21 protein-coding genes and 1 tRNA gene are annotated in these 24,229 nt (G+C 65.0%); 11 read left to right on the plus strand and 11 right to left on the minus strand.

Features of this window, described 5'->3' with window-relative positions:
* Window positions 1-34: 34 nt before the first annotated feature.
* The gene (locus J2X38_RS10705) at window positions 35-964 is read left to right on the plus strand and encodes a DMT family transporter (protein ID WP_310253889.1); all 930 of its coding nucleotides are present in this window, start codon (window positions 35-37) and stop codon (window positions 962-964) included.
* On the opposite strand, the gene J2X38_RS10710 is transcribed toward J2X38_RS10705, so the two are convergent.
* The 4 genes from J2X38_RS10710 to J2X38_RS10725 form a co-directional block, all read right to left on the minus strand.
* Window positions 948-2,219 carry an MFS transporter gene (locus J2X38_RS10710; RefSeq protein WP_310254843.1) on the minus strand — a complete coding sequence of 424 codons (1,272 nt, stop codon included), beginning with the start codon at window positions 2,217-2,219 and terminating at the stop codon, window positions 948-950. The two genes, J2X38_RS10705 and J2X38_RS10710, sit on opposite strands and share 17 nt — an antisense overlap.
* A 79-nt stretch (window positions 2,220-2,298) precedes the next feature.
* Window positions 2,299-2,865, minus strand: coding sequence for a septal ring lytic transglycosylase RlpA family protein (locus J2X38_RS10715; RefSeq protein ID WP_310253891.1), 567 nt, complete (start codon window positions 2,863-2,865; stop codon window positions 2,299-2,301).
* A 71-nt stretch (window positions 2,866-2,936) separates the two neighbouring features.
* Window positions 2,937-3,716, minus strand: a complete 780-nt coding sequence (gene map, locus J2X38_RS10720) for a type I methionyl aminopeptidase (protein ID WP_310253895.1) — start codon at window positions 3,714-3,716, stop codon at window positions 2,937-2,939.
* 1 nt (window position 3,717) lies between these two features.
* Entirely contained in the window at window positions 3,718-3,924 is a 207-nt protein-coding gene (locus J2X38_RS10725; protein WP_037515180.1) for a ParD-like family protein, read from the minus strand.
* A 133-nt stretch (window positions 3,925-4,057) separates the two neighbouring features.
* On the opposite strand from J2X38_RS10725, the gene J2X38_RS10730 reads away from it, so the two are divergent.
* From J2X38_RS10730 to J2X38_RS10750, 5 genes are all read left to right on the plus strand, one after another.
* The gene (locus tag J2X38_RS10730) at window positions 4,058-4,942 is read left to right on the plus strand and encodes a DUF2520 domain-containing protein (protein WP_310253898.1); all 885 of its coding nucleotides are present in this window, start codon (window positions 4,058-4,060) and stop codon (window positions 4,940-4,942) included.
* 10 nt (window positions 4,943-4,952) lie between these two features.
* Window positions 4,953-7,265, plus strand: coding sequence for a UvrD-helicase domain-containing protein (locus J2X38_RS10735; protein ID WP_310253900.1), 2,313 nt, complete (start codon window positions 4,953-4,955; stop codon window positions 7,263-7,265).
* A 73-nt stretch (window positions 7,266-7,338) separates the two neighbouring features.
* The gene (locus J2X38_RS10740; protein ID WP_310253902.1) at window positions 7,339-8,286 is read left to right on the plus strand and encodes a DUF4349 domain-containing protein; all 948 of its coding nucleotides are present in this window, start codon (window positions 7,339-7,341) and stop codon (window positions 8,284-8,286) included.
* 52 nt (window positions 8,287-8,338) lie between these two features.
* Window positions 8,339-9,388, plus strand: coding sequence for an aspartyl/asparaginyl beta-hydroxylase domain-containing protein (locus J2X38_RS10745; RefSeq protein ID WP_310253904.1), 1,050 nt, complete (start codon window positions 8,339-8,341; stop codon window positions 9,386-9,388).
* Window positions 9,389-9,406: 18 nt separating this feature from the next.
* A complete protein-coding gene (locus tag J2X38_RS10750) occupies window positions 9,407-10,570 on the plus strand; it encodes an acyl-CoA dehydrogenase family protein (RefSeq protein ID WP_310253906.1) in 1,164 nt (387 codons plus the stop codon).
* Window positions 10,571-10,587: 17 nt separating this feature from the next.
* On the opposite strand, the gene J2X38_RS10755 is transcribed toward J2X38_RS10750, so the two are convergent.
* A tRNA-Ala gene (locus J2X38_RS10755) sits at window positions 10,588-10,663 on the minus strand.
* A 97-nt stretch (window positions 10,664-10,760) separates the two neighbouring features.
* On the opposite strand from J2X38_RS10755, the gene J2X38_RS10760 reads away from it, so the two are divergent.
* A complete protein-coding gene (locus J2X38_RS10760; protein ID WP_310253908.1) occupies window positions 10,761-11,777 on the plus strand; it encodes an NADP-dependent oxidoreductase in 1,017 nt (338 codons plus the stop codon).
* Window positions 11,778-11,801: 24 nt separating this feature from the next.
* On the opposite strand, the gene J2X38_RS10765 is transcribed toward J2X38_RS10760, so the two are convergent.
* Both J2X38_RS10765 and J2X38_RS10770 read right to left on the minus strand, forming a co-directional pair.
* Window positions 11,802-13,208: a DEAD/DEAH box helicase gene (locus J2X38_RS10765; RefSeq protein WP_310253910.1), complete on the minus strand. Its 1,407-nt coding sequence runs from the start codon at window positions 13,206-13,208 to the stop codon at window positions 11,802-11,804.
* A gap of 114 nt (window positions 13,209-13,322) precedes the next feature.
* A complete protein-coding gene (locus J2X38_RS10770; RefSeq protein ID WP_058538378.1) occupies window positions 13,323-13,847 on the minus strand; it encodes a hypothetical protein in 525 nt (174 codons plus the stop codon).
* Between the two features lie 189 nt (window positions 13,848-14,036).
* Here J2X38_RS10770 and J2X38_RS10775 point away from each other — a divergent pair, with 189 nt between their 5' ends.
* Both J2X38_RS10775 and J2X38_RS10780 read left to right on the plus strand, forming a co-directional pair.
* Window positions 14,037-15,461, plus strand: coding sequence for an FAD-binding oxidoreductase (locus tag J2X38_RS10775; RefSeq protein WP_058538377.1), 1,425 nt, complete (start codon window positions 14,037-14,039; stop codon window positions 15,459-15,461).
* A gap of 130 nt (window positions 15,462-15,591) precedes the next feature.
* Entirely contained in the window at window positions 15,592-16,371 is a 780-nt protein-coding gene (locus tag J2X38_RS10780; protein ID WP_058538376.1) for a SapC family protein, read from the plus strand.
* A 98-nt stretch (window positions 16,372-16,469) separates the two neighbouring features.
* Here J2X38_RS10780 and J2X38_RS10785 read toward each other — a convergent pair whose 3' ends face one another.
* The gene (locus J2X38_RS10785; RefSeq protein WP_310253913.1) at window positions 16,470-16,679 is read right to left on the minus strand and encodes a DUF1674 domain-containing protein; all 210 of its coding nucleotides are present in this window, start codon (window positions 16,677-16,679) and stop codon (window positions 16,470-16,472) included.
* A gap of 55 nt (window positions 16,680-16,734) precedes the next feature.
* Here J2X38_RS10785 and J2X38_RS10790 point away from each other — a divergent pair, with 55 nt between their 5' ends.
* Window positions 16,735-18,036 carry an RsmB/NOP family class I SAM-dependent RNA methyltransferase gene (locus J2X38_RS10790; RefSeq protein WP_310253915.1) on the plus strand — a complete coding sequence of 434 codons (1,302 nt, stop codon included), beginning with the start codon at window positions 16,735-16,737 and terminating at the stop codon, window positions 18,034-18,036.
* Here J2X38_RS10790 and J2X38_RS10795 read toward each other — a convergent pair.
* Genes J2X38_RS10795 through J2X38_RS10805 form a run of 3 tightly spaced genes read right to left on the minus strand, consistent with a single transcriptional unit; the run spans window position 18,028 to window position 22,760 of the window.
* Window positions 18,028-19,809 (minus strand): adenylate/guanylate cyclase domain-containing protein, encoded by a 1,782-nt coding sequence (locus tag J2X38_RS10795; RefSeq protein ID WP_310253917.1) that lies wholly within the window; start codon window positions 19,807-19,809, stop codon window positions 18,028-18,030. The two genes, J2X38_RS10790 and J2X38_RS10795, sit on opposite strands and share 9 nt — an antisense overlap.
* The gene (locus J2X38_RS10800) at window positions 19,806-20,984 is read right to left on the minus strand and encodes a TIR domain-containing protein (protein ID WP_310253919.1); all 1,179 of its coding nucleotides are present in this window, start codon (window positions 20,982-20,984) and stop codon (window positions 19,806-19,808) included. The genes J2X38_RS10795 and J2X38_RS10800 overlap by 4 nt, the downstream gene beginning before the upstream one ends.
* 54 nt (window positions 20,985-21,038) lie before the next feature.
* Complete coding sequence (locus tag J2X38_RS10805) at window positions 21,039-22,760, minus strand: DUF885 domain-containing protein (RefSeq protein WP_310253921.1); 1,722 nt, start codon at window positions 22,758-22,760, stop codon at window positions 21,039-21,041.
* 128 nt (window positions 22,761-22,888) lie between these two features.
* On the opposite strand from J2X38_RS10805, the gene J2X38_RS10810 reads away from it, so the two are divergent.
* Window positions 22,889-24,202: an MFS transporter gene (locus tag J2X38_RS10810; protein ID WP_310253923.1), complete on the plus strand. Its 1,314-nt coding sequence runs from the start codon at window positions 22,889-22,891 to the stop codon at window positions 24,200-24,202.
* Window positions 24,203-24,229: the final 27 nt, after the last annotated feature.

Below are 24,229 nucleotides of genomic sequence, written 5' to 3' on the forward strand. Positions count from 1 at the left end.
GCTTCGCCGTTCCGTTCGCCGCTAGGGTCCCGTCATGACAGCACCGATCAACTTCCGGATGGGCGCCGCCGAATGGGGCATGTTGATCCTGCTCTCGATCCTGTGGGGAGGCTCCTTCTTCTTTCTGGGCATAGCGCTGCGCGAGGTTCCGCCCTTCACCCTGGTCCTCGCCCGCCTTGGCCTCTCATCGTTGCTGATGCTGGGCTTCATGGCCGCTACCCGCCGCGTTATGCCGCGCCGCGCCGGGCTCTGGCCCGCGCTTTTTCTTCTCGCCCTGCTCAACACTGCGCTCCCCTTCTCGCTTTTCGCCTATGCGCAGACCCAGATCGCAAGCGGCCTCGCCTCGATTCTCAACGCGACCACCCCGCTCTGGGGCGTGATCGTCGCGCATCTTTTCACCCCCGATGAAAAGGCCACGCCCGCGAAACTCGTCGGTGTCGGCGCGGGCATCGCCGGGGTCGCGGTAATGATCGGCGGCGGTGCGCTGTCGGGGGTAGGCACCAACCTCTCCGCACAACTCGCCTGCCTTGGCGCGACCTTCTGCTACGCGCTCGCCGGGGTTTACGGCCGCCGGTTCCGCGCTTGGGGCGTCGGCCCGCTCGACGTCGCGACGGGGCAGCTTGTCGCGGGCACACTGCTCATTTTGCCGGTCGCGCTGTTCGTCGACGCCCCGTGGCAGCTTGCCCTTCCCGGCACGATCACGCTCTTTGCGATCAGCGGGCTCGCGCTGCTTTCGACAACGGTCGCCTATTTCCTCTATTTCAGCCTGATCGCGCGCGCCGGTGCGACCAACGCGCTGCTCGTCACGCTCCTCATTCCGGTCACCGCGATCCTCCTCGGCACCCTGCTGCTCGGCGAAGTGCTACTACCGCGGCACTGGATCGGTATGGCGCTGATCGCCGCAGGTCTCGTCGCGATCGACGGCCGCCTCTTCGACCGTTTTCGCGTCAGGCGTCCCGCCTGATCCCCCGCCGCCGGACCATCAGCAGACCCAGCCAGCTCACCACGCCCGCGATCGCGAGATAGAAGCCAACCGTCGCGGTCCCACCCCATTCGGCGAGCGCCTGCGCGATGATCGGCGCCATCGCGCCGCCCAATATCCCGCCCGCATTGAAAGCGACCGACGCGCCGGTATAGCGGACATGCACAGGAAACAGGCCGGTCAGCCAGCTGCCGAGCGGGCCATAAACGAGCCCCATCACAAAGAGCGCCGTCGCGAGGCCAAGGAAGATGAGCAGCCAGCTTCCCGACGCCAGCGCCGGCCCGAACACAAACCCCATGAGCACCGTCGCGCCGCAGCCCCAAGTCAATACGCGCTGTTCGCTCGACGCGTCGCTGACATAGCCTGCGAAAATGATTCCCGCCGCCATGAACAGGATCGCGCCGAGCTGGATCAGCAGGAACTGCTCCTTGGGATATCCAAGCGTCTGCGTCCCGTGCCCGAGCGCAAAGCTCGTCGCTAGATAGAAAATCGCGAAACAGGCGACCACCGCGAACGTCCCTGCGAGCGTCGCAACCAGATGATGCCGGAACAGGTCGCCGAGCGGCACCGCGACCGGCGCCTTATTCTCCAGCGCCTCGGCAAAGTCGGGCGTCTCGGTGATCTTGAGCCGCACCCATAGCCCCAGCCCGACGAGCACCGCCGACAGCAGGAACGGAATGCGCCAGCCCCACGCCGCGAAATCGGCGTCGCTGAGGCCCAGGCCCAGTAACAGGAACAGCCCGTTCGCCGCGATGAAACCCACCGGCGCCCCCAATTGCGGGAACATCCCAAAGCGCGATTTCCATCCCGGCGGCGCATTCTCGACCGCGAGCAGCGCCGCCCCGCCCCATTCGCCCCCGAGCCCGAAGCCCTGCCCAAAGCGCAGGATGCAGAGCAGCAACGGCGCAACCCAGCCGACCATCGCATAGGTCGGCAGGAAGGCGATCAGCAACGTCGACGCGCCCATCAGCATCAGCGAAGCGACAAGCGTCGACTTGCGCCCGATCCGGTCGCCATAATGGCCGAAGACGATCGCCCCCACCGGCCGCGCGAAGAAAGCGAGGCCAAAGGTCATGAAGCTGTACATCAGCTGCGCCGAGTCCGAACTCTTCGGGAAAAAAAGCGGCCCGAATACAAGCGCCGCCGCGGTGCCATAGATATAGAAATCGTAAAATTCGACCGCGGTGCCGACAAGGCTCGCGGTCAGGATGCGCCGATGCGCGCGATAGGGTGCCAGATCCAAGGTGAACGCCTTTCGATATCGGCGCCGCTTTGAACGCGTTCCCCGGTCCGGCGCAAGCCGGAATGCGCTCCGCCTAGCGCTCCTTCACCGGAAGCTGTGCCCTAAGCCGTTGCAGTTCCTCCCCCGACAGAGGCCGGAGCCCCGCGGCGGGCTTGCCCTCGCGAAGCCGTTTGCGGTCCTTTTCCGACGGTTCGACCCGGCGCACGCGCACCGGGGCGTGGCCCTGTGCCTTGATACCGAGCTCTTCGGCGGCGCCGCGCGAGAGGTCGATGATCCGCCCGAGCGCAAATGGGCCGCGATCGTTGACGCGCACGATGACACGGCGCCCTGTGTCGAGCGCGGTCACCTCGACATAGGTCGGCAACGGCAGCGTCGTGTGTGCCGCGGTGATCCAGCCCGGACGGAATTGTTCGCCATTAGCGGTGCGGTTGCCGGACTCGCTCCCGTACCAGCTGGCATAGCCGACCGCGTCATAGGCCGGGGCGGCGGCGGGCACATAGGTCGTGCCGCGGATCGAATAGGCTGGCCCGATCCGGACCGGCGCGTCGGCCACGGGCCGGAAATTGCCGCCGGCACAGGCCGAAAGAATCGAAATTGCCGCGGCGGCGCTCGCCAGCCGGATTGTGGGATATGCGTGCATCGCCCGACCGTAGATGCAGAGAATGTCGAGATAAAGTCCCGACCGTCGCTAAAGGACGGCCATCAAAGATATCACCCCCGTCGTTCCAGCATTGGCGTCTCGTCGCGGCGCAGCGTCAGGACCTCGACGCCACTGCCTGTCACCGCGACCGTATGTTCGAATTGGGCGGAGAGTTTCCGGTCGTTGGTAACGACGGTCCATCCGTCACGTGCCGTCGTGACCTTGCGGGTGCCCTGGTTCACCATCGGCTCGATGGTAAAGACCATGCCCTCGCGCAGCTTCAGGCCCGTTCCCGGCCGTCCGTAATTCAGCACCTGCGGCTCCTCGTGCATCTCGCGGCCGATGCCGTGCCCGCAATATTCGCGCACAACCGAATAGCCGTTCTTTTTGGCATGCCGCTCGATCGCGAAGCCGATGTCCCCCAGATGTGCCCCGGGGCGCACCTGACCGATGCCCTTCCACATGGCTTCCTGCGCGACGCGGGCAAGCCGCCTTGCCGCCGGCGGAACATCGCCCACCAGATAGGTCTTGCTCGAATCGGCGATGAAGCCGTTCTTTTCCAGCGTGATGTCGAGGTTGATGATGTCGCCGTCGCGGATGATCTCGTCCGGATCGGGCACGCCGTGACAGACAACATGGTTGATCGAGCAATTCAGGACATATTTGAAGCCATACTGCCCCTTGCTCGCCGGGCGCGCGGCAAGGTCCACGCTGATGAAGCGATCGACGAGGTCGTTGACCTGCATCGTCGACATGCCGGTCAGGTCCAGCCCGTCCAGCATCTCGAAAACCGACGCCAGCAGCTTGCCCGATACGCGCATCAGCGCCAGTTCGTCCGAGGTCTTGACCATGTCAGGCGGCGGCCACATCCACGAGACGCACCTGCGCCGCAACGAGTTGCGACTGCACGATATCGTTGAAGGACAGGGTCGGATTGGCTTCGGCCAGCATACCGATCTTCATCCAGAACTCGGCCTGCGCATTGATCGACCGGCACATTACCGTGCTGGCCCGCCGCGCTTCCTCATGCAGGTCGTCGTCGATTTTCACAATGCCCATGGGCTTCTCTTCCAGTTGACCGATATACGAATCATATATGATCCGTATGCACTTCGGTCAATCGAAAGCCGTGACGAAAATGCCCGTTCGCCAAGCGTTGGCGAAACCGCTGCGGACACGTTACAGCGCTGGCATGGACAATCCCCCATCCCGCCAGTTCGGTATCATGGGCGCGGGCCGCGTCGCGCAGGCGCTCGCCATCGCGTTCGCAGCGCATTCGGCCGCCCCGCCGCTGCTCTGGAGCCGCTCCCCCGAACGTGCGCGCGCTGCCGCGGCGCGGATCGGCTGTGCCGACGTCGCCGCGGGCGCCGATCGCGTGATGGCCGCGTGCGACATCATCGCTATCGCGGTGTCGGACGACGCCTTGGCAGAGGTTGCCTCTGACATTGGAAAAATGCTGCCGACGGACCGCACGCCCTTCGTCTTCCACGTCAGCGGGCGCAGCGGCGCGGCGATTCTCGAACCGGTCCGTGCGGCGGGCGGGCTGACGGCTGCGGTGCATCCCGCGATGACCTTCACCGGACACCCCGAAAGCGAGGCGCGGCGCATGGCCGGGGCGCGGTTCGCGATCACCGGCTCGACACCCAAAGCCACCGGTCAGGCCAAACATGTTGTCGGCCTATTGAACGGCGTCGCCGTCGAAATCGCCGAGGAACGGCGCGCGCTCTATCACGCCGCATTGTGCCATGCGTCCAACCATCTGGTGACGCTGATCGCCGGCGCATCGGACGCGCTGGCCGACGCCGGGGTCGACGATCCGGCGGCGTTGCTCGCTCCGCTTGTCCGGGCAGCACTGGAAAACAGTCTCGATCAGGGTTTTGCAGGTTTATCGGGGCCGTTGCTGCGCGGCGATGACCGGACGATAAGCGACCATATCGACGCGCTCGCCGCCTATTCGCCGAAGCTTCTGCCCGCCTATCGCGCAATGGCGCTCGCCACGATCGACGAGTTGAGGCGCACCGGAACGGGCGCTTCTTCTCGCCTCACCGCACTGGACAGCCTGCTCGCTGTTCCCTAATCGTTCGCGCGTGAACGATACCCCTGCCTCCCTGCCCGACCTGACCCGCCCCGACCCGTCGGACCCGCCCTATCTGCAGGGCCTCAACGGCCCGCAGCGCCAAGCGGTGCTGACCACCGAAGGCCCTGTGTTGATGCTTGCGGGCGCGGGAACCGGCAAGACCGCCGCGCTGACCGCGCGCCTCGCGCACATCATGGCGACGCGCCGTGCGTGGCCGTCCGAAATCCTCGCGGTGACCTTCACCAACAAGGCGGCGCGCGAAATGCGCGAACGCATCGGGCGGATGGTCGGCGACGTCGTCGAAGGCATGCCATGGCTCGGCACCTTCCACAGCATCGCGGCCAAGATGCTGCGCCGCCACGCCGAGCTTGTCGGCCTGCAGAGCAATTTCACCATCCTCGACACCGACGACCAGCTGCGCGTCCTCAAACAGCTGATTCAGGCCGAGGGACTCGACGAGAAACGCTGGCCCGCGCGCCAACTCGCCGGCCTCATCGACAAATGGAAAAACCGCGGGCTCGTTCCTGCCGACCTCAACGCCGCCGACAAGGAATCCTACGCCGACGGCAAAGGCCAGCATTTCTATGCGCTGTATCAGGCGCGGCTGAAGACGCTCAACGCCTGCGATTTCGGCGACCTGCTGCTGCACATGCTGGTGATCCTGAAGACGCACCGCGACGTGCTCGCGCAATATCAGGACCGCTTCAAATATATCCTCGTCGACGAATATCAGGACACCAATGCCAGCCAGTATCTCTGGCTCCGCCTGCTCGCGCAGCAACGGAAGAATATCTGCTGTGTCGGCGACGACGACCAGTCGATCTATTCGTGGCGCGGCGCCGAGGTCGCGAACATCCTGCGTTTCGAGAAGGATTTCCCCGGCGCCACCGTGATCCGCCTCGAACAGAACTACCGTTCGACGCCGCAGATTCTCGCCGCCGCCTCGGCGCTGATCGCGCAGAATTCGGGGCGCCTCGGCAAGACGCTGTGGACCGACCTCGAACCCGGCGACAAGCTCCGCGTCGTCGGCGTGTGGGACGGGCCCGAGGAAGCGCGGCGGATTGGCGAGGAGCTGGAGACGCTCCAGCGCCGCCGCGTGTCGCTGGAGCGCGCCGCAATCCTCGTCCGCGCGCAGTTCCAGACGCGCGAGTTCGAAGACCGCTTCATCGCCATCGGCATGCCGTACCGCATCGTCGGCGGCTTCCGCTTCTATGAACGCGCCGAAATCCGCGACGCGCTCGCCTATCTACGCCTCGTCCAGTCGAGCGCCGACGATCTCGCCTTCGAACGGATCATCAACACCCCCAAGCGTGGGCTCGGCGCCAAGGCGCTCGCGCGCATCCACCAGTTTGCGCGTATCGAGCAGGCGCCGCTCCTTCATGCCGCGTCGCGCATCACCGAAACCGACGAGCTGACGCCGCAGGCGCGCCGCCAGCTCGCGAATTTCATCGCCCAGATGCGCGGCTGGCAAACCAAGGCGAACGAGCTGTCGCATCCCGAGCTCACCCAGCTGATCCTCGACGAATCGGGCTATACCGCGATGCTCCAGGCCGACCGCAGCGTCGAGGCCGCGGGCCGGCTTGAGAACCTCTCCGAACTCGTCCGCGCGATGGAGGAATATGAATCGCTCGAGGCCTTCCTCGAACATGTCAGCCTCGTCATGGACCGCGACAACAACGATACGACCGAAACCGTTACGATCATGACGATCCACGCCGCCAAGGGGCTTGAGTTCGACCATGTCTTCCTTGCCGGATGGGAGGATGGCGTCTTCCCGTCGCAACGCTCGATGGACGAAGGCGGAGTGCAAAGCCTCGAAGAGGAGCGCCGCCTCGCCTATGTAGCGATCACACGCGCCCGCGAACGCGCGAGCATTTATCACGCTGCCAACCGGCGCATCTATGGCCAGTGGGTGAGCAGCATCCCCAGCCGCTTCATCGCCGAAATTCCGCCCGAGCATGTCGACAGCGAGAACAGCTTCGGCGGCGGCCAGAGCCTGTGGCGCGCCAACTGGTCGGCGCAGGGCGATCCCTTCGCGCATGTCGCCGAACGCCAGCCCGCGCGCACGATGACGCGCGGCCCGGCATGGCAGCGGGCGGCGGCGCAATCGTCGACGATAACCCGCGCGCCCGCGCCGTCGGAACGCGGCCCCGCCGCCTCGGTCGGTGCGAAGGCACGATCGGACCTCGCGATCGGGATGCGCGTGTTCCACGAGAAGTTCGGCTATGGCGACATCACCGACATCGACGGCAACAAGCTCGAAGTCGAGTTCGAACAAGCGGGCAGCAAGAGGGTATTGGACAGCTTCATCAAGCTCGCTTGAAATTTATTGTCTACTCTTTCAATTATGATATTTCATATCATGCGACCATGAGTCGCATGTTGGGAGAGACTTCATGAAAACCAAGCTCTTAGCGGGCGCGATGGCGCTCGCCCTGGTCGGCTGTTCGGAAAAAAATTCGGAATCGGTGAGTGTCCAGGGATCTCCTGCCTATGACATGGCCCCGGTCGATGCCGCCGCGGAAGCCACGCCGCTGTCGATCCCGGCTCCTTCGGATAGCTCGGCACGGGCCGTGCGTCCGCCCAACGTCGGGGTCACGTCGGCGCCCGGCGTCGCTTTCAACTATGCCTATGCTTTCCGCCTCGACGACAATCGCATTGCCAAGGTGCAGGAGGAACATGCCGCCGCGTGCGAAGCGCTGGGGGTCAACCGTTGCCGCATCGCCGGCATGACCTATCGCCTCGTTCGCGAAAACGAGGTCGAAGCGCAACTCCTCTTCAAGCTCGATCCCGCAATAGCCCGCAAATTCGGCCGCGATGCCCTCGCAAGCGTCGAAAAGGCGGAAGGCGTGCTCGCGGCGACGCGGATCAGCGGCGAGGATGTCGGGACGCAGATCAGTGACTCGCAGCGCCGCAGTGCCGACCTCAACGCTGAGATCGCGCGTCTCGAAACGCGGCTCCGGCAGGGTGGTCTCGGCGATCGCGAGCGCGCCGAATTGCAGCAGCAGATCGCGGGAATGCGCCGCCAGCTCGACGGCGAACGCGACACGCGCCGGACCGACGAGGCCATGCTCGCCACGACGCCGATGCAATTCGATTACGTCGGCACCGGCGGGCTGCCCGGCATCGGCTATGGCAACCCGTTCAGCGACGCGTTGAACATGCTCGTCCACAGCGGCAGCGTAATGCTGTCCTTCATCCTTGTCGTTGGGGCCGCCGTCCTGCCGTGGGCGCTGTTCTTCGCGCTGCTGATGATGATCTGGCGGACCCGGCCCATGCTCGTCGCCCGGAAATGGCTCCGCGGCGCAACCAGGCCGCCCGAAGCTTCCCCTACTGCAGCCTGAGGCACGCGGGGCGTCGCTTGCAAAGGTCCGATGCTGCGTTATGGCAAGAGCCATGACGCAGCAGACGACATGGCTGGACCGGGCACGCGACGCCCATCGCCGCGGCGATATTGCGGCGGAAACCGCGGCGCTCGACGATGCGATCCGCGCCGACCGCGGCAATATCGCGGTGCTGCTCGCCATGGCCGAACTCAAGCGCCGCCTCGCCGACGATCGCGCGGCGGGGAGCTTTTACCGGTTAGCGCTCGGAACCGCAGCACAGGCCCGGAGCGTCCCGCCTGCCCTTCATCCCGGCCTCCAGCGCGCCGAACAATTCCTCGCCGAAACCGACCGCGCCTTTGCCGAGCATCTTCTCGGCCAATTGCGCGGTGCCGGGATCGACGCCGGCACCGCAACACCGCGGGTCGCCGAGGCCCTCCGAATGCTTGCGGGCGAACAGCCGCTTTATTTGCAACAACCCAGCATGTTTTACTTCCCGGGCCTCGCGCAGCGCCCCTTTTTCGACCGGGCCGACTTCGATTGGGTTCCCGCAGTCGAAGCAGTGACGGGGGCAATCCGCGCCGAACTCCGGGCCTTGATCGACAATTCGTCCGATCGCTTCGGTCCCTATGTGACCGCCAGCCCCGACCGACCGCCGCCCAACAACCCCCTGCTCGACAAGCCCGACTGGGGCGCCGCGTGGTTATGGAAGGACGGGGTCGTTGCCGACGGGATGGACGAACGCTGCCCCGCCACCCTCGCCGCGCTCGAACTGGCGCCGCAGCCGGTGATCCCAGGCGGCGCACCGATCGCACTCTTCTCGCGCCTCACGCCCGGCACACATATCCAGCCGCATCACGGCCTGCTCAACACGCGCCTTATCTGCCATCTGCCGCTGATCGTCCCCGATGGCTGCGGTCTGCGTGTCGGCGCGGAAACGCGTGCGTGGCGCGAGGGCGAGATGCTGATCTTCGACGACAGCTTCGAACATGAAGCCTGGAACCGCGGCACCAGCGACCGCACGATCCTGCTGTTCGAAATCTGGCGCCCCGACATCGACGCCGACGAACGCGAGCAACTCACGCGTATTTTCTCGGCGATCGACACCTACGCCGAACAATAATCAAGGGACGGGAAGACGATGACCAATCCGGGAATGGACGCCGATATCTATGAAGCCTTCATCGAACAGCTGCAGCGCTATGTCCGCGAGCGGTTGATCCCGGCGGAAGACCAGCTCGAGGAACTCGGCCGCGTTCCCGACGATATCCTTGCGGAAATGCGCGACATGGGCCTGTTCGGGGTTACGATGCCCGAGGAATACGGCGGCGCGGGCATGAACGTCAGCCAATATGTCGGCTTTATCCGCGAGCTCGCCTACGCCTCGCCCGCCTATCGCTCGATCGTCTCGATCAACATCGGCATGGTCTGCAAGTCGCTCGTCGGGTTCGGCACGGCGCAGCAGAAGGAGCATTGGCTGCCCAAGCTCGCCGCCGGAGAAATCGCGGCATTCGGCCTCACCGAGCCCGACAGCGGATCGGACAGCGCCGCGATGAAGACGCGCGCCGTGCGCGACGGCAATGGTTATGTCCTCAATGGCACCAAGCGTTACATCACCAACGCGCCCTTCGCCGACGTCATCCTCGTCATGGCGCGCACTAACGCCGAGGCGCTTCCGAAGAACGCCCATGTCAGCGCCTTCATGGTCCCGCGCAACGCGCCCGGCGTTTCGATCGGCAAGCCCGACGGCAAGATGGGTCAGGCCGGATCGCAGATCGCCGACGTGATCCTCGAGGATGTGCATGTCGACGGCGATGCGCTGCTCGGCGGCGAGGAAGGCATCGGGTTCCGCGCGGCGATGCAGAGCCTCGATAACGGGCGCCTGTCGGTCGCGGCGGCGAGCGTCGGCTATGCCAAGCGCATGCTCGACGCCGGCCTGAAATATGCGATGGAGCGCAAGGCGTTCGGCGAGCCCATCGCCAACTTCCAGCTGATCCAGGCGATGCTCGCCGACAGCAAGGCCGAAATCTATGCCGCCGAATGCATGCTCGCCGATGCGTGTGCGCGCGCCGACCGCGGCGAGAAAATCCTCGTCGAAGCTGCGGCAACCAAGATGTTCGCCAGCGAAATGTGCGGGCGCGTCGCCGACCGCGTCGTGCAGATCCACGGCGGCGCGGGTTATCTCAAGGAATATCTGGCCGAACGCTTTTATCGCGACTGCCGCATTTACCGCATTTATGAGGGGACGACGCAGATCCAGCAGCTAGTGATTGCGAAGAATATGATTCGCGATTTTGCGGGCTGATCGGTCGGGAAGGTCGCTGGTGGAGCCGAGGGGAATCGAACCCCTGACCTCTGCAGTGCGATTGCAGCGCTCTCCCATCTGAGCTACGGCCCCGCGACCGGCAGCGTATTAACGACGCTGATTGGCAGTGGCAACGGCTTTTCTGACGATGACCACCGTCGCCGGCGAAATTGGGAATGGGGGGATTCCGATGGCCAAGGCATGGCATTTGACCAGTCGTCCGCAGGGGCTGCCGACGATCGACAATTTCGCGTTGCGCGAGGCGCCCGACGCGCCGCTCGAAAAGGACCAGCTTCGCATCCGCAATCTCTGGCTGTCGGTCGATCCGTACATGCGGGGGCGAATGAACGACGCCAAAAGCTATGCCGCCAGCTTCCAGATCGACCAGCCGATGACCGGCGGTGCGATCGGTGAAGTCATCGAAAGCAGGATGGAGGGCTTTGCTCCGGGCGACCTTATCCTCCACATGGGCGGTTGGCGCGACGGCGGCGTCATCGGCCTCGACATGATGCCGAACAAGCTGCCCGGCGACATGCTGGCCGCGGGCCTGACCCCGCAAACCTTCCTGCACAATATGGGCCTGACCGGCGGAACCGCATGGATCGGCTTACTCCGCATCGCGGCGGCCAAGCCCGGCGATACGATATTCGTCTCGGCGGCCGCGGGTGCGGTCGGTTCGGCGGTCGTACAGATCGCCAAAGCGCGCGAAATGACCGTAATCGGCTCGGCCGGCGGCGCGGACAAATGCGCGTGGGCCCTTGATCTCGGCGCCGACGCGGCGATCGATTATAAGGCTGGGCCGGTGCTCCCCCAACTCGCCGCCGCGCTCAAACGCCTCGGCAAGCCGGGCATCGACGTCTATTTCGACAATGTCGGCGGCGAGCACCTCGACGCGGCCTTTGCGACGGCGAATGATTTCGCGCGCTTCGCGATCTGCGGCATGATCGACGTCTACAACGACGCGAAGCCGCAGGAGATGAAATATATAATCCGGGCTATTCCGGCCCGGATCCGCATGGAAGGCTTCATCTACACCGACCAGTTCATCGACTGCATGGAAGAATTCTATGCCGACATGGGCGGCCTGATCGCCAGCGGCGCGGTCACGATGCGCGAGACCGTGCACGACGGGTTGACGTCGGCGCCCGACGCCTTCCTCGGCCTGTTTTCTGGCAGCAATATGGGAAAGATGCTGGTCAGGGTCTGACCAGCAACCGCTTTCCGCCCGGCGTCAGCTGTCGAAACCGACCGACAGGAAGCCCGGCATCGGGCCGTTCCAGCCATCGTCGGGGCCGTCCAGATCGTCACGCTTGGCGGGCGCCGGTTTGCGATCGCTGCGCGGCTTCCTGTCCTCGCGCGGCTTCGCGGGCTGCGCTTCGGCGGCGGGTGCGGCCGGCGCCGGACGCGCAGGTGCCTTTTCCGGCTTCGCAGCAGCTTTGCCGCGCCCGCCGCGCGCCGCACGTCCGCGCCGCGGCTCGCCCTCTTCCGCATCGCGGTCGGGCTTGGCGACATCCGCCGCCGGCGCGCCGCCGCCATGGATCGGAATCTTGTAGCCGGTCAGCTTCTGGATATTGTCGATCGCCTCGTCATCCGACGGCGTCACCAGAGTGAAGGCGCGCCCCTGGGCGCCTGCGCGGCCGGTGCGGCCGATGCGGTGGACATAATCGTCGGGGTGCCACGGCGCGTCGAAATTGAAGACATGGCTGACGCCTTTGACGTCGAGCCCGCGCGCCGCGACGTCCGATGCGACCAGGATGTTGATCGTGCCGTTCTTGAACCGTTCGAGTTCGGCGGTGCGGCTCGACTGGTCCATGTCGCCCTGGATCTCGCCCGCCTTATAGCCATAGCGTTGCAGCGATTTAGCCAACTCGCGCACGGTCGTCTTGCGGTTGCAGAAGATGATCGCGGTGCCGACCTTCTCGGTCTCGATCAGGCTGCGAAGCGTATCGCGCTTGCTGCGTTCCGACGTCTTGACCAGGAACTGCTCGATATTCTCGTTCCGGCTTGCCGGACGCGCGACTTCAATCGTCTTCGGGTTCGACAGGAACTTGTCGGCCAGCCGCTTGATCGGCGCCGGCATCGTCGCCGAGAAGAGCAGGGTCTGCCGAGTCGCCGGCAGCTTCGTACAGATATTCTCGATGTCGGGGATGAAGCCCATGTCGAGCATCCGGTCGGCTTCGTCGATGACGAGCAGGTTGCAACCGGTGAGCAGGATCTTGCCGCGTTCGAACAGGTCCATCAGACGGCCCGGCGTCGCGATCAGCACGTCGACGCCCTTTTCGAGCGCCTTGACCTGGTCGCCCATCTGCACGCCGCCGATGAGCAGCGCCATCGAAAGCTTGTGATATTTGCCGTATTTTTCAAAATTTTCAGCGACCTGCGCCGCGAGTTCGCGCGTCGGTGCGAGGATCAGCGAGCGCGGCATCAGCGCACGGGCGCGGCCATGAGCGAGGATGTCGATCATCGGCAGCACGAACGACGCGGTCTTGCCGGTGCCCGTCTGGGCGATGCCGATGATGTCGCGCATCATCAGGACCGACGGAATAACTCCCGCCTGGATCGGGGTCGCTTCGTTATACCCCGACTCGTCGATGGCGCGCAAAAGTTCGTCGGAAAGGCCGATGTCGGCAAATTTCATAAGATCATCATGTCCGGAAAAGAGTTGGCGCCCAGCCTCCCACGCAGGCGGACGTTGCCGCGGCCATTGGGCAAATGATGGGGAAAAGTCAAGGAAAGGCCGCGATAAACGCGATTAATCGTCTTCGCGGACCGGAACCATCAGCTTGAACTTGTCGATCTCGCACTTTGCGCCGGTCCGAGCGTGGATCTGATCACGATCCTCGCACAATTTTCCGTCCTTGCTACCTTGCATGTAGAAACCGGCATAAAAATCGAGCGCGCGGCAACCGCGGTTGAGTTGCGCGCGTAGCCGCTGCTTCTGCCGCGTGATGATATCGATGCTGTCGCGCTGGACCGCCTGCATCCCCAAAATATTGCGCATCGATACGCATTTGGGCGCCTTTTTCTCTTTCCAGACGACAGGCAGTTCGGTCGCGCGTTTGGACATCGATGGGCCCGCCGCGAAATTGTTGAGCTGCGAACGCTGGGCGGGCACGCGGATGATCAGCTGCTGCTCGATCACCACCTGCCAGAAGGAAGAAACCTGTTCGGGCGTCGGCGAGGAAATTGCGACCAACGGTTCCGGCGCGGCAACGGGCACCGCCGCGTCCGCCGCTGGCGCCGCGGCCACAAACCACAGGAATGCCGCCGTCAGCACAGCCCCGCTGCCGCTCCTTTGGCGTTCTGACCGAAGATTTCGCTCACCTATGGCTCCCGCGTCCATGCCCGCTGGACGAAAAGATACTATTCGTCCATCGCTCCCTTTAACAAGGATGATTGAACATCAAATGAACTGCTGTCACCCCCTGCCCGCTTGTGGAGCAGGAAATTTCCGGAGTGGACCGGCATGACGCGCCCGCCATCTGCATCGCTGCTCGACGCATTCGCAAATTTGCTCGGCCCCAAAGGCTATAGCGCCGACCCGGATGCGATGGCGCCTTGGCTGACCGACTGGCGCGGCAAATATCACGGCCGTGCCGCCGCGATGCTATCGCCCGCGAGCACCGACGAAGTCGCTTCCATCGTGCGCCTGTGCGCCGAGGCCGAGGTCGCACTGGTCCCCCAAGGCGGCAACAGCGGCATGGTCGGCGGCGCGACCCCCGATGCCAGCGGTGATCAGCTGCTGCTCAGCCTGCGACGCCTGAACCGGATACGCCATATCGACGAGGCGGGGCAGCTTGCCGTTGCCGAAGCCGGCGTGATCCTGGAGAATTTCCACAACGCCATCCTCGCGCACGGGCTCCGTTTTCCGCTCACTCTTGGAGGCAAGGGCTCAGCAACGATCGGCGGGCTGGTGTCGACCAACGCCGGCGGCACCCAGGTGCTCCGCCACGGATCGATGCGCGCGCTGGTTGCAGGCATCGAAGCGGTTTTGCCCGATGGTAGCATTTTCGACGGGCTGGCCCCGCTCAAAAAGGATAACCGCGGTTATGACCTGCGGCACCTGTTCTGCGGGGCCGAAGGGACGTTGGGGATCGTCACCGCCGCATCGCTGCGCCTCGTCCCCGCGGCCGCCGCCCGGCGGACGGCGTGGATCGGGATCGATTCGCCCGAAAGCGCGCTGCTGCTGCTGCGCCAAGTCGATGCCGCGATCGGGCGCGAGCTCGAGGGGTTCGAGCTGATCCCGGACGCCTGCCTCGACGCGGTGTTGCGCCATATTCCCCAGACGCGCGCGCCGCTTGCGACCGCACAGCCGTGGTATGTCCTGCTCGAACTCGCCGGCGAAAGCGATCAGGCACTGGGTGAAGCCTTGGAACGGCAACTCGCTGCGGCACTCGACGCCGGGCTGATCCGCGATGTCGTGATCGCCAAAAGCGACCGCGAGAGCGAGGATTTCTGGCGCCTGCGCGATTCCATCTCGGAAGCGGAACGCGCGGAAGGTCCGGCGCTCCAGCATGACATCAGCGTACCCGTCGATCTGATGCCAACTTTCATCGCCGAGAATCCGGCGCGATTGAATTCGGTCTTTTCGGGTGCTCGCGCGCTATCTTTCGGGCATCTTGGCGACGGCAATGTCCACCATCATGTCCAGCCGCCCGCCGACGCCGATGGCGCGGCATGGCTCGCCGAGCATGGCGCAGCCGTCAGCCGGCTGGTCTATTCGCACGTTCTCGAACTCGGAGGGTCGATCTCGGCCGAACATGGCATCGGCCAGATGAAGCGCGACATCCTGGCCGAACTGGACAGTCCGGCGCGCTTGTCCGCGCTGCGCGGGGTCAAGGCCGGGCTCGACCCTGCGGGCATCTTCAATCCCGGCAAACTGGTCGCCTGACCACCGCTCCGTCCCGTCGCGCCGCATATCACCCGCTTGCATCATCCCCCTCTTGCGCCGCGCGGCGCGGGTCAATAAGGCGCTTTATCCTTTTCGTCCCGAGCTTCGGGACTTTTACCGGAGTTCAAACATGGCCACCGCGCCCGCACCTGCCAATCTGCCGCTGTTCTACAAGGACCTTGCCCCGCTTTCGAGCGTCGAGCACGCCGATTTCCACGCACGTCCGCTCGACAGCGCCGAATTCCTGGTGGGCCAGCACGCCATCCCGCTGACCTCGGACGAATTCGTGTCGGCATGCCGCTTTTTCCCGATTGTCTTTTCGGCCGGCGACAATCCGGTTCCGCTCGCACTGATGGGTCTGAACGAAGGCATCAACACCTTCGTCGACGACGAAGGCAAGCTGATCAATCCGGTCTATGTCCCGGCCTACATCCGCCGCTACCCCTTCCTCCTCGCGCGGCTCCAGCCCGATTCGGAAGATCTGTCGCTGTGCTTCGACCCGACGTCGGGCGCGATCGGCAAGTTCGACGAGGGCGATGCGCTGTTCATCGACGGCCAGCCGTCGGAACAGGTTCAGGCCGTTCTCGAATTCTGCAAGAATTTCGAAGAAGCCGGCCAGCGCACCGGCATGTTCATGGACGAACTGAAGAAGGCCGACCTTCTGATGGACGGCGAAGTCGCCATCCAGCAGGAAGGCAATGACAAGCCTTTCGTCTATCGCGGTTTCCAGATGGTCGACGAGAACAAGCTGCGCGAACTGCGCGGCGACGTGCTGCGCAAGTTGATGCAGAACGGCATCCTCGGCCTGATCTTCGCGCACCTCTTCTCGCTGCAGCTTATGCGCGAAGTGTTCGCCGAACAGGTCAAGAGCGGCAAGATGCCCCTCAACACCGAGCTTCCGGCCGTCTAATCACAAAAAACTGTGGCCGTCCTTGCTCAGTGCAAGGGCGGCCATTCAAATTCCGGCGCTATCTCTAGATTATCGGCCGAACCGCGGCGACGCCCCGATCAGAAGTCGACCGCGACCCCCTTCAACTCCCAGTCGCCGTAGCGCACAGGGTTGCGCCCACCGGGTTGATCCTCGGCCTTATCCTCGCGGATGGGTTCGGGCGACGGCACCGCACTGTTCGTCCAGCCCGCGGGAGCCTTCACATGCGCTGGGCGCTTTACAGCGCGCGGCGTTCCGCCGATGGTTCCATTTTGGCTGCTGTCGGTCATGATGCCCGCCCTATAGGATTTTTCATGCGTCACGCCAACCACGCCGTTACCCATCATGGCTGATCGCCGCCCGCCCCGGCGCCCGCGATCGTCCGGCGGCGCCGATCCCGCGGGCACGGCGACGCGACGCGCCGCATTGCGGCTGATCGACGCGATCCTGCGGCGCGGCGATCCGCTGGATGTCGCAATGCATGCCGCCACCCAGGGCCTGACAGCCACCGACCGCGCCTTCGCGGTTGCGATCGTGTCCGAAACGCTGCGCTGGATGGTCGATCTCGACGCGCTGATCGACGGCGCGACGGCGCAAATCCTCCCTGACGACGTCAAATCACGCGCGGTTTTGCGGATTGCGCTGGCGCAGTTGCTGGTGCTCAAAAGCCCCGGTCATGCGGTCGTGTCGACCGCCTTGCCGCTCGTCGATGGCGGGCCGCGACGACTGGTCCACGCGATCCTGTCGCGCGCGCAGCAAGAAGAATGGCAACTTCCCGACCGGGCAACGCTGCCCTTGCCCACCGCCGAACGCTGGGCCGAGCAATGGAGCCTGCCGATGGTCGAAGCGGCAGAAGCGGCGTGGAGTGCGCCGCCGCCGATCGACCTCAGCTTCGCCGCCGAACCGGGTACGGAAGAATGGCCCGACGCCGTTTCGCTCGCACCGCGCCATCGCCGCCTGCCCCGCGGTCAGGCGGTCGAGACGATGCCAGGCTATCGCGAAGGCGGCTGGTGGGTGCAGGATCTGGCGGCCAGCCTGCCCGCGCGCCTGCTCGGCGCCGGCGAAGGCCGGACCGTACTCGACCTCTGCGCCGCGCCCGGGGGCAAGACAATGCAGCTCGCGGCGGCGGGATGGAACGTCGTCGCGGTCGATTCCAGCGCCAAACGCCTCGAACGGCTGCGCGCCAATATGGAACGGACCGGCCTGTCGGCCGACATCGTCCAGGGCGACATCCGCTCGTGGGCACCCGAAGATCAAGCCGACGCGGTGCTCCTCGACGCCCCCTGCTCGGCTACCGGTATCTTCCGCCGGCACCCCGATGTGCTCCACCGCATCGAACCGCGGCAGATCGCCGAAATGGCAGAGCTTCAGACCGAACTGCTGTCGCGCGCGGCGCGCTGGGTCAAACCGGGCGGGACGCTGATCTATGCGACCTGCTCGCTCGAGCAGGCCGAGGGCGAGGATCAGGTCTCGACCTTCCTCGACCGCCATGCCGGATGGAGCATCGATCCCGCGCGCGCCGACGAACTGCCCGAAGCGGTTGTCGCCGACGACAAGGGCTTGATCCGCACGCTCCCCGCCATGCTCGCCGACGCGGGCGGTCTCGATGGCTTTTTCGTCGCGCGGCTGCGCGCGCCATCAGGCTGAGCCGCGCGACAAGCGATAGAGGGCAAGCTCGCCATAGTCCTTGGCAAGCTGCACCTTGCCGACATAATCGCAATCGAAATCGCGGGCGTTGCGAAGTGCGAGCATCGCGGCGAGCGGCTGCGTGCAATAGACCTGCCCCACCAGTGTGACCGGCTCGATCCGCGCAGTGCGGGTCACCTCGGTGCCGTACCATAGCTCGTTCCCGACGACGGGATCGACGCCGCGATAGATCGGCCCGAAATGAATGCCCGTCCGCATTCCGGCCTTTTGGCCGTCGAGCCCGAGCCCCGGTGGCAGAATATCGAGCCGCTCCTGCATAGCGAGCGCGATCCGCGCCGCCGTCGCCGGGTCGTCGATAATCGCGTAGACTGCATCGCCCCAGGTATTGCGGAACAATACCGCATCACCGAAATCGTCGAGAATGCGGCCGATCCCGCCCATCACCTCGCTGGCAAAGATCGGCAGTTCAGCTTCGCCCAGCTTCGAAAAGCCCGCGAAATCCGCGAACAAGATGGCGTAAAGCCCGCGGCGCGTCCCGTCCGGCGGCGTTGGCGCTGCGGGAAAGTCGAGGTTGCGGTCGAGAGCGCCAACAGAAATCGTCAGGGTCTCGCCGCCATGCTCCTGCCACAACGCAATATCGGCATTCGTCCCGGCGATTGCGGCCGAGGGACGCGCCGCGACGTCGGGATCGACCGCCGCGAGCTGGATCGCGGTCGTTTCCAGTTCGCGCGCGCGCAGCTTCGCGAGGCCCATCATCGTGTGCGAGCCGAGGACGAACTGGCAATCGTCGCTGACATAGCGCGCACCGCTGGCGAAATGGACCATTGCGGCCCGGTCGCGGCACGCGACATAACGCGCCAGCCAGGCCTCACCGCCCGACAGCACCGACTGGGCAATGAAGTCTTCCTCGGCGAAGGGCAGCACGACAGTCAGGTCGATCCCGCGCGCGAGCGCTTCTTCGGCGAACAGGATGTCGGCGCCGCAAGCCAGCGGGCCGATCAGCGCCGAAAGCGGCTGCGTATCGAGCGCGGTGGCGATGGCGGTGCGGGCATTGACCTCGCCGGCGCCGCCCGCACGGAACATCCGCCCGCAATAGACCCCGACCGGGGGCGGACGAAGCAGGTCGACGATCGCACCGGCATGACCTGCGTCAATCGCACCGCTTGCGGCAAGGCGCGACAGCTGGCGGCACGTTGAGGCGCGGTCTCCGGCGCGTGTCCCCGCCTGATTATTGGCCACTTGTGCGGGACGCAGCGCTTCCTCGCCGCGGTTCAGCAGCAGCAGTGCCTCGACCAGCGTCACCAGGTCCCAATAATTATCGGCGGCGCCATTTGCGGCGATCGGCCCCGCCAACGCCGCGGCGCGCTCGCGCTCGCCGAGCAGCGCATAGAGGCTCGCGGCGTTGATCGCCGGAAAGGCGGCGCCCGAAAGCGTCCATGCGTGATGATAGGCTGCCGCGGCCTGCCCCAGCAGCACCGCGTGGCGGTCGCCGCTTTTGTCGAAGGCGGCATCCTTCCATATCCGCCCCGCCAGCGCGAGGCTGTCGACGTCGCCCGACGCGGCGAGGCCCAGCTGCTCATAGAGGTGCATCGCGCCCAGACTGTCGCCCGAGGCGGCGAGTGCGCGCACCGTCAGGTAGCGCAGGCGCGGGCTGTCGGCCCCATCGCGCCGGGCCGCAGCGGCGCAATCGAACGCACTCAGCGCATCGCCCTCCGCCAGCCGGTGTTCGACCTCGGCTTCGGCGGCCGCGACCCGGTCCGCCGATCTCGTCATCGCGCGGCTGTTTCGGCCGATTTCAGCAACGCGACATTCGCTTTCTCGGTGGCGGACAGCTCGACCGTGTCGCTCGTCGGGCGATACCAGTCGAACTGGCCGAAATGCGCGCGGAGCGACGGGTCGCTGAAACGGAACCCGTTGCGTGCGAAAATCTCGTTGCGCGCGATCCGGAGTTCGAGCGCGCTGTAATTGCCCAACTCGTCGGTCGAAAGCAGCCGCTCCGAGGAATCGGGAATGACGACACCGCTGCCACCGACGCCGGTCGGCGCGGCACCGGCGGGGATCGCCGGCGTGCGGCCTTCGACGAGCCGGATATATTTGCGGAACATGAAGCCCGTCGTGCCGTCGGCCTTGCGCACGCGCCACCACGTGCCGGACTGCTTGTAAGTCAGGAATTTTTCGCCCTCAAGTATTTTGCCGACGATCGCCGTCTTCGCGCTCTGCCCCGACCGGATGTTGGTGAAGCCCTCTGGGTCGTCGATGACGGCGGCCAGAGTGAAGGCTTCGGCCGGCTCGCTCGGCGCGGCCTTGGCTTCATCGGCCGGAGCAGGCGCGGCATTGGCCCCCGTCGAAGTCGCAACCACGGTCGCTTCGGGCGCCGCCGCCGGCTGCAACAACTTCCACGCCAGCAGTGCGACGGCGATCACGGCCAGCCCGAGCAGGGCCCAAGGGAGGAATGATGGCTTTGATGGCGGCGGTGCTGCCTGCCAATCACCCGAAGCGATTGGTGGAGGCGCGACCGGCGCCGGTGCGTGATTTTCCACCGGCGCGGGCGCCGCTTCGCGCCCGCAAAGCTCTTCGAGGCTCATCAGAACCTTGCGCCAGCCACTGTGCGCCGGATCGCCGTTCCAGTCGCGCAAATCGGCGAACTGGATCTGGTTGAAGGGCAGCGGGGGCATCACATCGTCGATCGCGGTCTGGACCAGCTTCTTCTGGTTACGTGCGACGTCGGCCTCGGCGCGTACCCATTCGGACTGCGCCGAAGTATGCGACCAGACGACAATCGCGGCCTTTGCACTGCCGATCTTTTCGGTGATCACGTCGCCGTACGAGCGGTGCGGCGGCAACTCGGCATCCCACCAGACATCATAGCCCGCCGCGGTTACGGCCGCGGCGATGTCGGCGACGCGCGCCTTGTTGTCGCGCGAATAGGAAATGAACACGTCAACCATCGGCTAGCCCCCTGTTTTGAAGAGGCTAGCCGTCGGTCGTTCGATTCGCCAGCCTCAGAAGACCGCCTTCGGCGCCTCTTCCTTCATCATCGCCGCGCGAACCATCGGGATCGGCGGGCCGCCGTACGACAGGAACTCGTCGTGGAACGCTTTCCACCTCGTCTTGTCGCCCTTGGTCCAGTCTTCGCGCAGCTTGCGGATCATCAGCTTGCCCATCGTGTAGTTGAGATAGGCGGGATCATAGGTGCCACGCGCTGCCTGCTGCCGCGCATTGCCCTCGTCCTGATAGCAATGCTCCTTGAACAGCTTTTCGGAGTCCGCGACGGTCATGCCCTTGGTGTGCAGGCCGATTGCCGACAGGTAACGGCAATCGCGCAGCAGCGCGTTCGAAAGCTGGCCGATGTGCGTTTCGGGATCGCCCTCGCCGAGCCCCGCGTCCCACATCATTTCCTCGGTATAATGCGCCCAGCCTTCGGCGAAGGCATAGCCGACGAACAGCTTGCCGAAGATGCTTTCGGCGCGGTTCGAATGGAGGAAATTGAGGAAGTGGCCCGGCCATACCTCGTGAACCGAGGTGAACATCAGATCCTTGCGACCGGGGACGAAATCAGCCTGCGTCTTCCCATCCCAGCTCGGGTCGGGCGGCGAGATATAATAGACCGACGGCAGGCCTTTCTCATACGGCCCGGGGATGTCGATATAGGCGCTGTTCTGACGGTTGTACGGCGGCGATTCCTCGACCTGCGCCTGCTCGGTGCCGGGGATCGTGACGATGTCCTTTTCGATCAGGAAGGCGCGCAGCGTCGGCAGCTGGCGGCGCGCTTCGGCGACCGGGCCGTCGGCGGGCTTATCGGAATTCATCTTCTTCATGCAGTCGGCGATCGTCATCCCCGCGGCGTAAGTCGCACAGGCGGCCTTGAGCGCGTCCTGATTGCGCTTGAGATCGGCCTGACCGATGCGCTCCAATTCGTCGAGCGGCGTGTCGACACCCTCGTTGGTCAGGATCATCTTCGAGAATTTCGCGGCGCCGAGCGCATAGCCGTCGGGCGTGCCCGGCTGCGATCCGACATATTTGGCAAGGTCGGTCATCGCCGCGCCGGCCTTCGCGGCGGCTTCGTCGAACTGCTTCTGCAGCGCTTCGTCCTTGACCGAGGCGAAGGCGGCTTTGGCGTCGCCCTTATAATAGTCGGCAAAACCGCCGAAGCCTGCGGTGCCATATTTGACGAAGGTCGCGGGCAGCGGAAGCTTGAGGTTGGCCTTGATCTGCGCAGCAGCCGCGGGGACCTTTTCGGCGTAAGCGATAAAGGCCTTCATCCGCGTCGTCGCGTCGGCATAGGGGCGCGCGATATAGACGTTGGGGTCGAGCGCGCCAGTGTAGAAGGACGGGTTCTTCTGCGCGAAATCGGTATCGCGAAGGAAGAAGAGCTGCCCCTGCGCAACATGGACCAGGTAATCGCGCTCGAACTTTTCGGCATCGGTCATCTCGCCGTCGAAAGCCTTGGCATCGGCAATCGCCTTTTCGAGATAGGCCGCCTGCTTTTCGAGTCCCTCGGGCGACCAGTCGGGCAATTGCCCGTCGAACTCATGCTTGCCCTGATAGACCGCGAAATTCGGATTGAGCGGGAAATAGCCTTTCAGGAAATTATCGCGGAATTCGGTCCAATTCTTCGCGCTCGGGGCGGTTGCCGACTTGTTGTCGGATGCGTTGCACGCGGTGAGAACCAGCAAAGTCGCGGCCATTGCAGCGCCGCCGAAGCGGGCAAGTTTGTTTTTCATTCGAGTGTCTCCCTGACTCCTGTGGGGGTGCTTCTGCCAGCGGCCCCGATCAATGACATCCGATAATCGACGAACGGCAAAGCTATGCCATCTGGACAGTCCCGAAAAGCGGGCTACGGCGGTCTTCAATGGCGACGATCCCTCCCCCCGAAGGCGAAGACCCGGTATTGCCGGAAGCAACGCCCAAAGCCCCCTCCCCGCTCAGCTTTCCCGATTTCCGCTATTTCTGGCTCGCGCGCTTCACCGCGGTGATGGCGACGATCGCGATGGTCGTCGTGATCGGCTACCAGCTCTATGACACCGCGCGCACCGACTATGGCATGTCGATCAAGGAGGCATCGTTTCAGCTCGGGCTGCTCGGCCTCTTCCAGTTCGTTCCGCTCGCGATCCTGACCCCCGTCGCGGGATGGGCCGCCGACCGGTTCGAGCGGCGCAGCGTCGCGATCTTTTCGAACCTCATCGATCTCCTCATTGCCGCCACGCTCGGCTGGTTCACCTGGCACGACCAGTTGACGCTGCCGTTGCTCTTCACCCTCGCCGCGCTCCACGGCGTCGCACGCGTCTTCTCGGGGCCAGCGATGAGTGCGATCGCGCCCAATATCGTCCCGCCCGCGGTGCTGCCCCGCGCGATCGCGATGAGCAGCATCGCGTGGCAGTCGGCGTCGGTGATCGGCCCCGCAGCGGGCGGCCTCATCTACGCGGCGCATCCGGGCGCCGTGTATGTTTTCTCGGCCATCCTCCTTGCCATATCGGCCTTCACGCTCAGCCGGGTGCGGCGGGTCCAGCCGCCGCCCGCCGAAGTCCGCCGCCATCCGCTGCGCGAGATGGTCGACGGTTTGCGCTTCGTGTGGATCGAGCGTTTCCTGCTCGGGACGATCACGCTCGACCTGTTCGCCGTGCTGCTCGCAGGCGCGACCGCGATGTTCCCGGTGTTCGCGCGCGATATATTGCACGCCGGACCCGAAGGCGCCGGATTGATGCGCGCCGCCGTCGCCTTTGGATCGGTTGGCGTAGCGGTCGGCCTCGCCATCCGCCCGATCGAGCGCAACGTCGGGGTGAAGATGTTGTGGGCGGTCGCCGCCTTCGGCGCCGGGACAGTGGTGTTCGGGCTCTCGACCAACCTGTTCCTGTCGCTCGGCGTCCTTGTCCTGATGGGCGCCGCCGACATGTTCTCGGTCTTTGTGCGCGGCACGCTGATCCAGCTCAACACGCCTGACCATATGCGCGGCCGCGTCAGCGCCGCGTCGGGGCTTGCCATTTCCGCTTCGAACGAGCTCGGCGAAATGCGCGCTGGGGCGATGGCGGCGGCGCTTGGTCCGGTCAGCGCGGTTGTCGTAGGCGGTGCCGCGGCGGTCGGTGTGACCGCGCTCTGGGCCTGGATATTTCCTGAACTGCGACGTACGCGGACGTTCGAGCCGCAGTTCAGGCAGACCAACGGATAAGATAAAACCATTCGCCGTACCTCGTGC

The sequence above is a fragment of the Sphingopyxis sp. BE235 genome, assembly GCF_031457175.1.
In the GTDB taxonomy this organism is placed as follows: domain Bacteria; phylum Pseudomonadota; class Alphaproteobacteria; order Sphingomonadales; family Sphingomonadaceae; genus Sphingopyxis.

Excerpts from the sequence above, each read along its gene's own strand:
- J2X38_RS10705 (WP_310253889.1), top strand. The coding sequence starts at position 35 with ATGACAGCACCGATCAACTTCCGGATGGGCGCCGCCGAATGGGGCATG.
- J2X38_RS10715 (WP_310253891.1), bottom strand. The coding sequence starts at position 2,865 with ATGCACGCATATCCCACAATCCGGCTGGCGAGCGCCGCCGCGGCAATT.
- map (WP_310253895.1), bottom strand. The coding sequence starts at position 3,716 with ATGGTCAAGACCTCGGACGAACTGGCGCTGATGCGCGTATCGGGCAAG.
- J2X38_RS10725 (WP_037515180.1), bottom strand. The coding sequence starts at position 3,924 with ATGGGCATTGTGAAAATCGACGACGACCTGCATGAGGAAGCGCGGCGG.
- J2X38_RS10730 (WP_310253898.1), top strand. The coding sequence starts at position 4,058 with ATGGACAATCCCCCATCCCGCCAGTTCGGTATCATGGGCGCGGGCCGC.
- J2X38_RS10740 (WP_310253902.1), top strand. The coding sequence starts at position 7,339 with ATGAAAACCAAGCTCTTAGCGGGCGCGATGGCGCTCGCCCTGGTCGGC.
- J2X38_RS10745 (WP_310253904.1), top strand. The coding sequence starts at position 8,339 with ATGACGCAGCAGACGACATGGCTGGACCGGGCACGCGACGCCCATCGC.
- J2X38_RS10750 (WP_310253906.1), top strand. The coding sequence starts at position 9,407 with ATGACCAATCCGGGAATGGACGCCGATATCTATGAAGCCTTCATCGAA.
- J2X38_RS10760 (WP_310253908.1), top strand. The coding sequence starts at position 10,761 with ATGGCCAAGGCATGGCATTTGACCAGTCGTCCGCAGGGGCTGCCGACG.
- J2X38_RS10765 (WP_310253910.1), bottom strand. The coding sequence starts at position 13,208 with ATGAAATTTGCCGACATCGGCCTTTCCGACGAACTTTTGCGCGCCATC.
- J2X38_RS10775 (WP_058538377.1), top strand. The coding sequence starts at position 14,037 with ATGACGCGCCCGCCATCTGCATCGCTGCTCGACGCATTCGCAAATTTG.
- J2X38_RS10780 (WP_058538376.1), top strand. The coding sequence starts at position 15,592 with ATGGCCACCGCGCCCGCACCTGCCAATCTGCCGCTGTTCTACAAGGAC.
- J2X38_RS10785 (WP_310253913.1), bottom strand. The coding sequence starts at position 16,679 with ATGACCGACAGCAGCCAAAATGGAACCATCGGCGGAACGCCGCGCGCT.
- J2X38_RS10790 (WP_310253915.1), top strand. The coding sequence starts at position 16,735 with ATGGCTGATCGCCGCCCGCCCCGGCGCCCGCGATCGTCCGGCGGCGCC.
- J2X38_RS10795 (WP_310253917.1), bottom strand. The coding sequence starts at position 19,809 with ATGACGAGATCGGCGGACCGGGTCGCGGCCGCCGAAGCCGAGGTCGAA.
- J2X38_RS10800 (WP_310253919.1), bottom strand. The coding sequence starts at position 20,984 with ATGGTTGACGTGTTCATTTCCTATTCGCGCGACAACAAGGCGCGCGTC.
- J2X38_RS10805 (WP_310253921.1), bottom strand. The coding sequence starts at position 22,760 with ATGAAAAACAAACTTGCCCGCTTCGGCGGCGCTGCAATGGCCGCGACT.
- J2X38_RS10810 (WP_310253923.1), top strand. The coding sequence starts at position 22,889 with ATGGCGACGATCCCTCCCCCCGAAGGCGAAGACCCGGTATTGCCGGAA.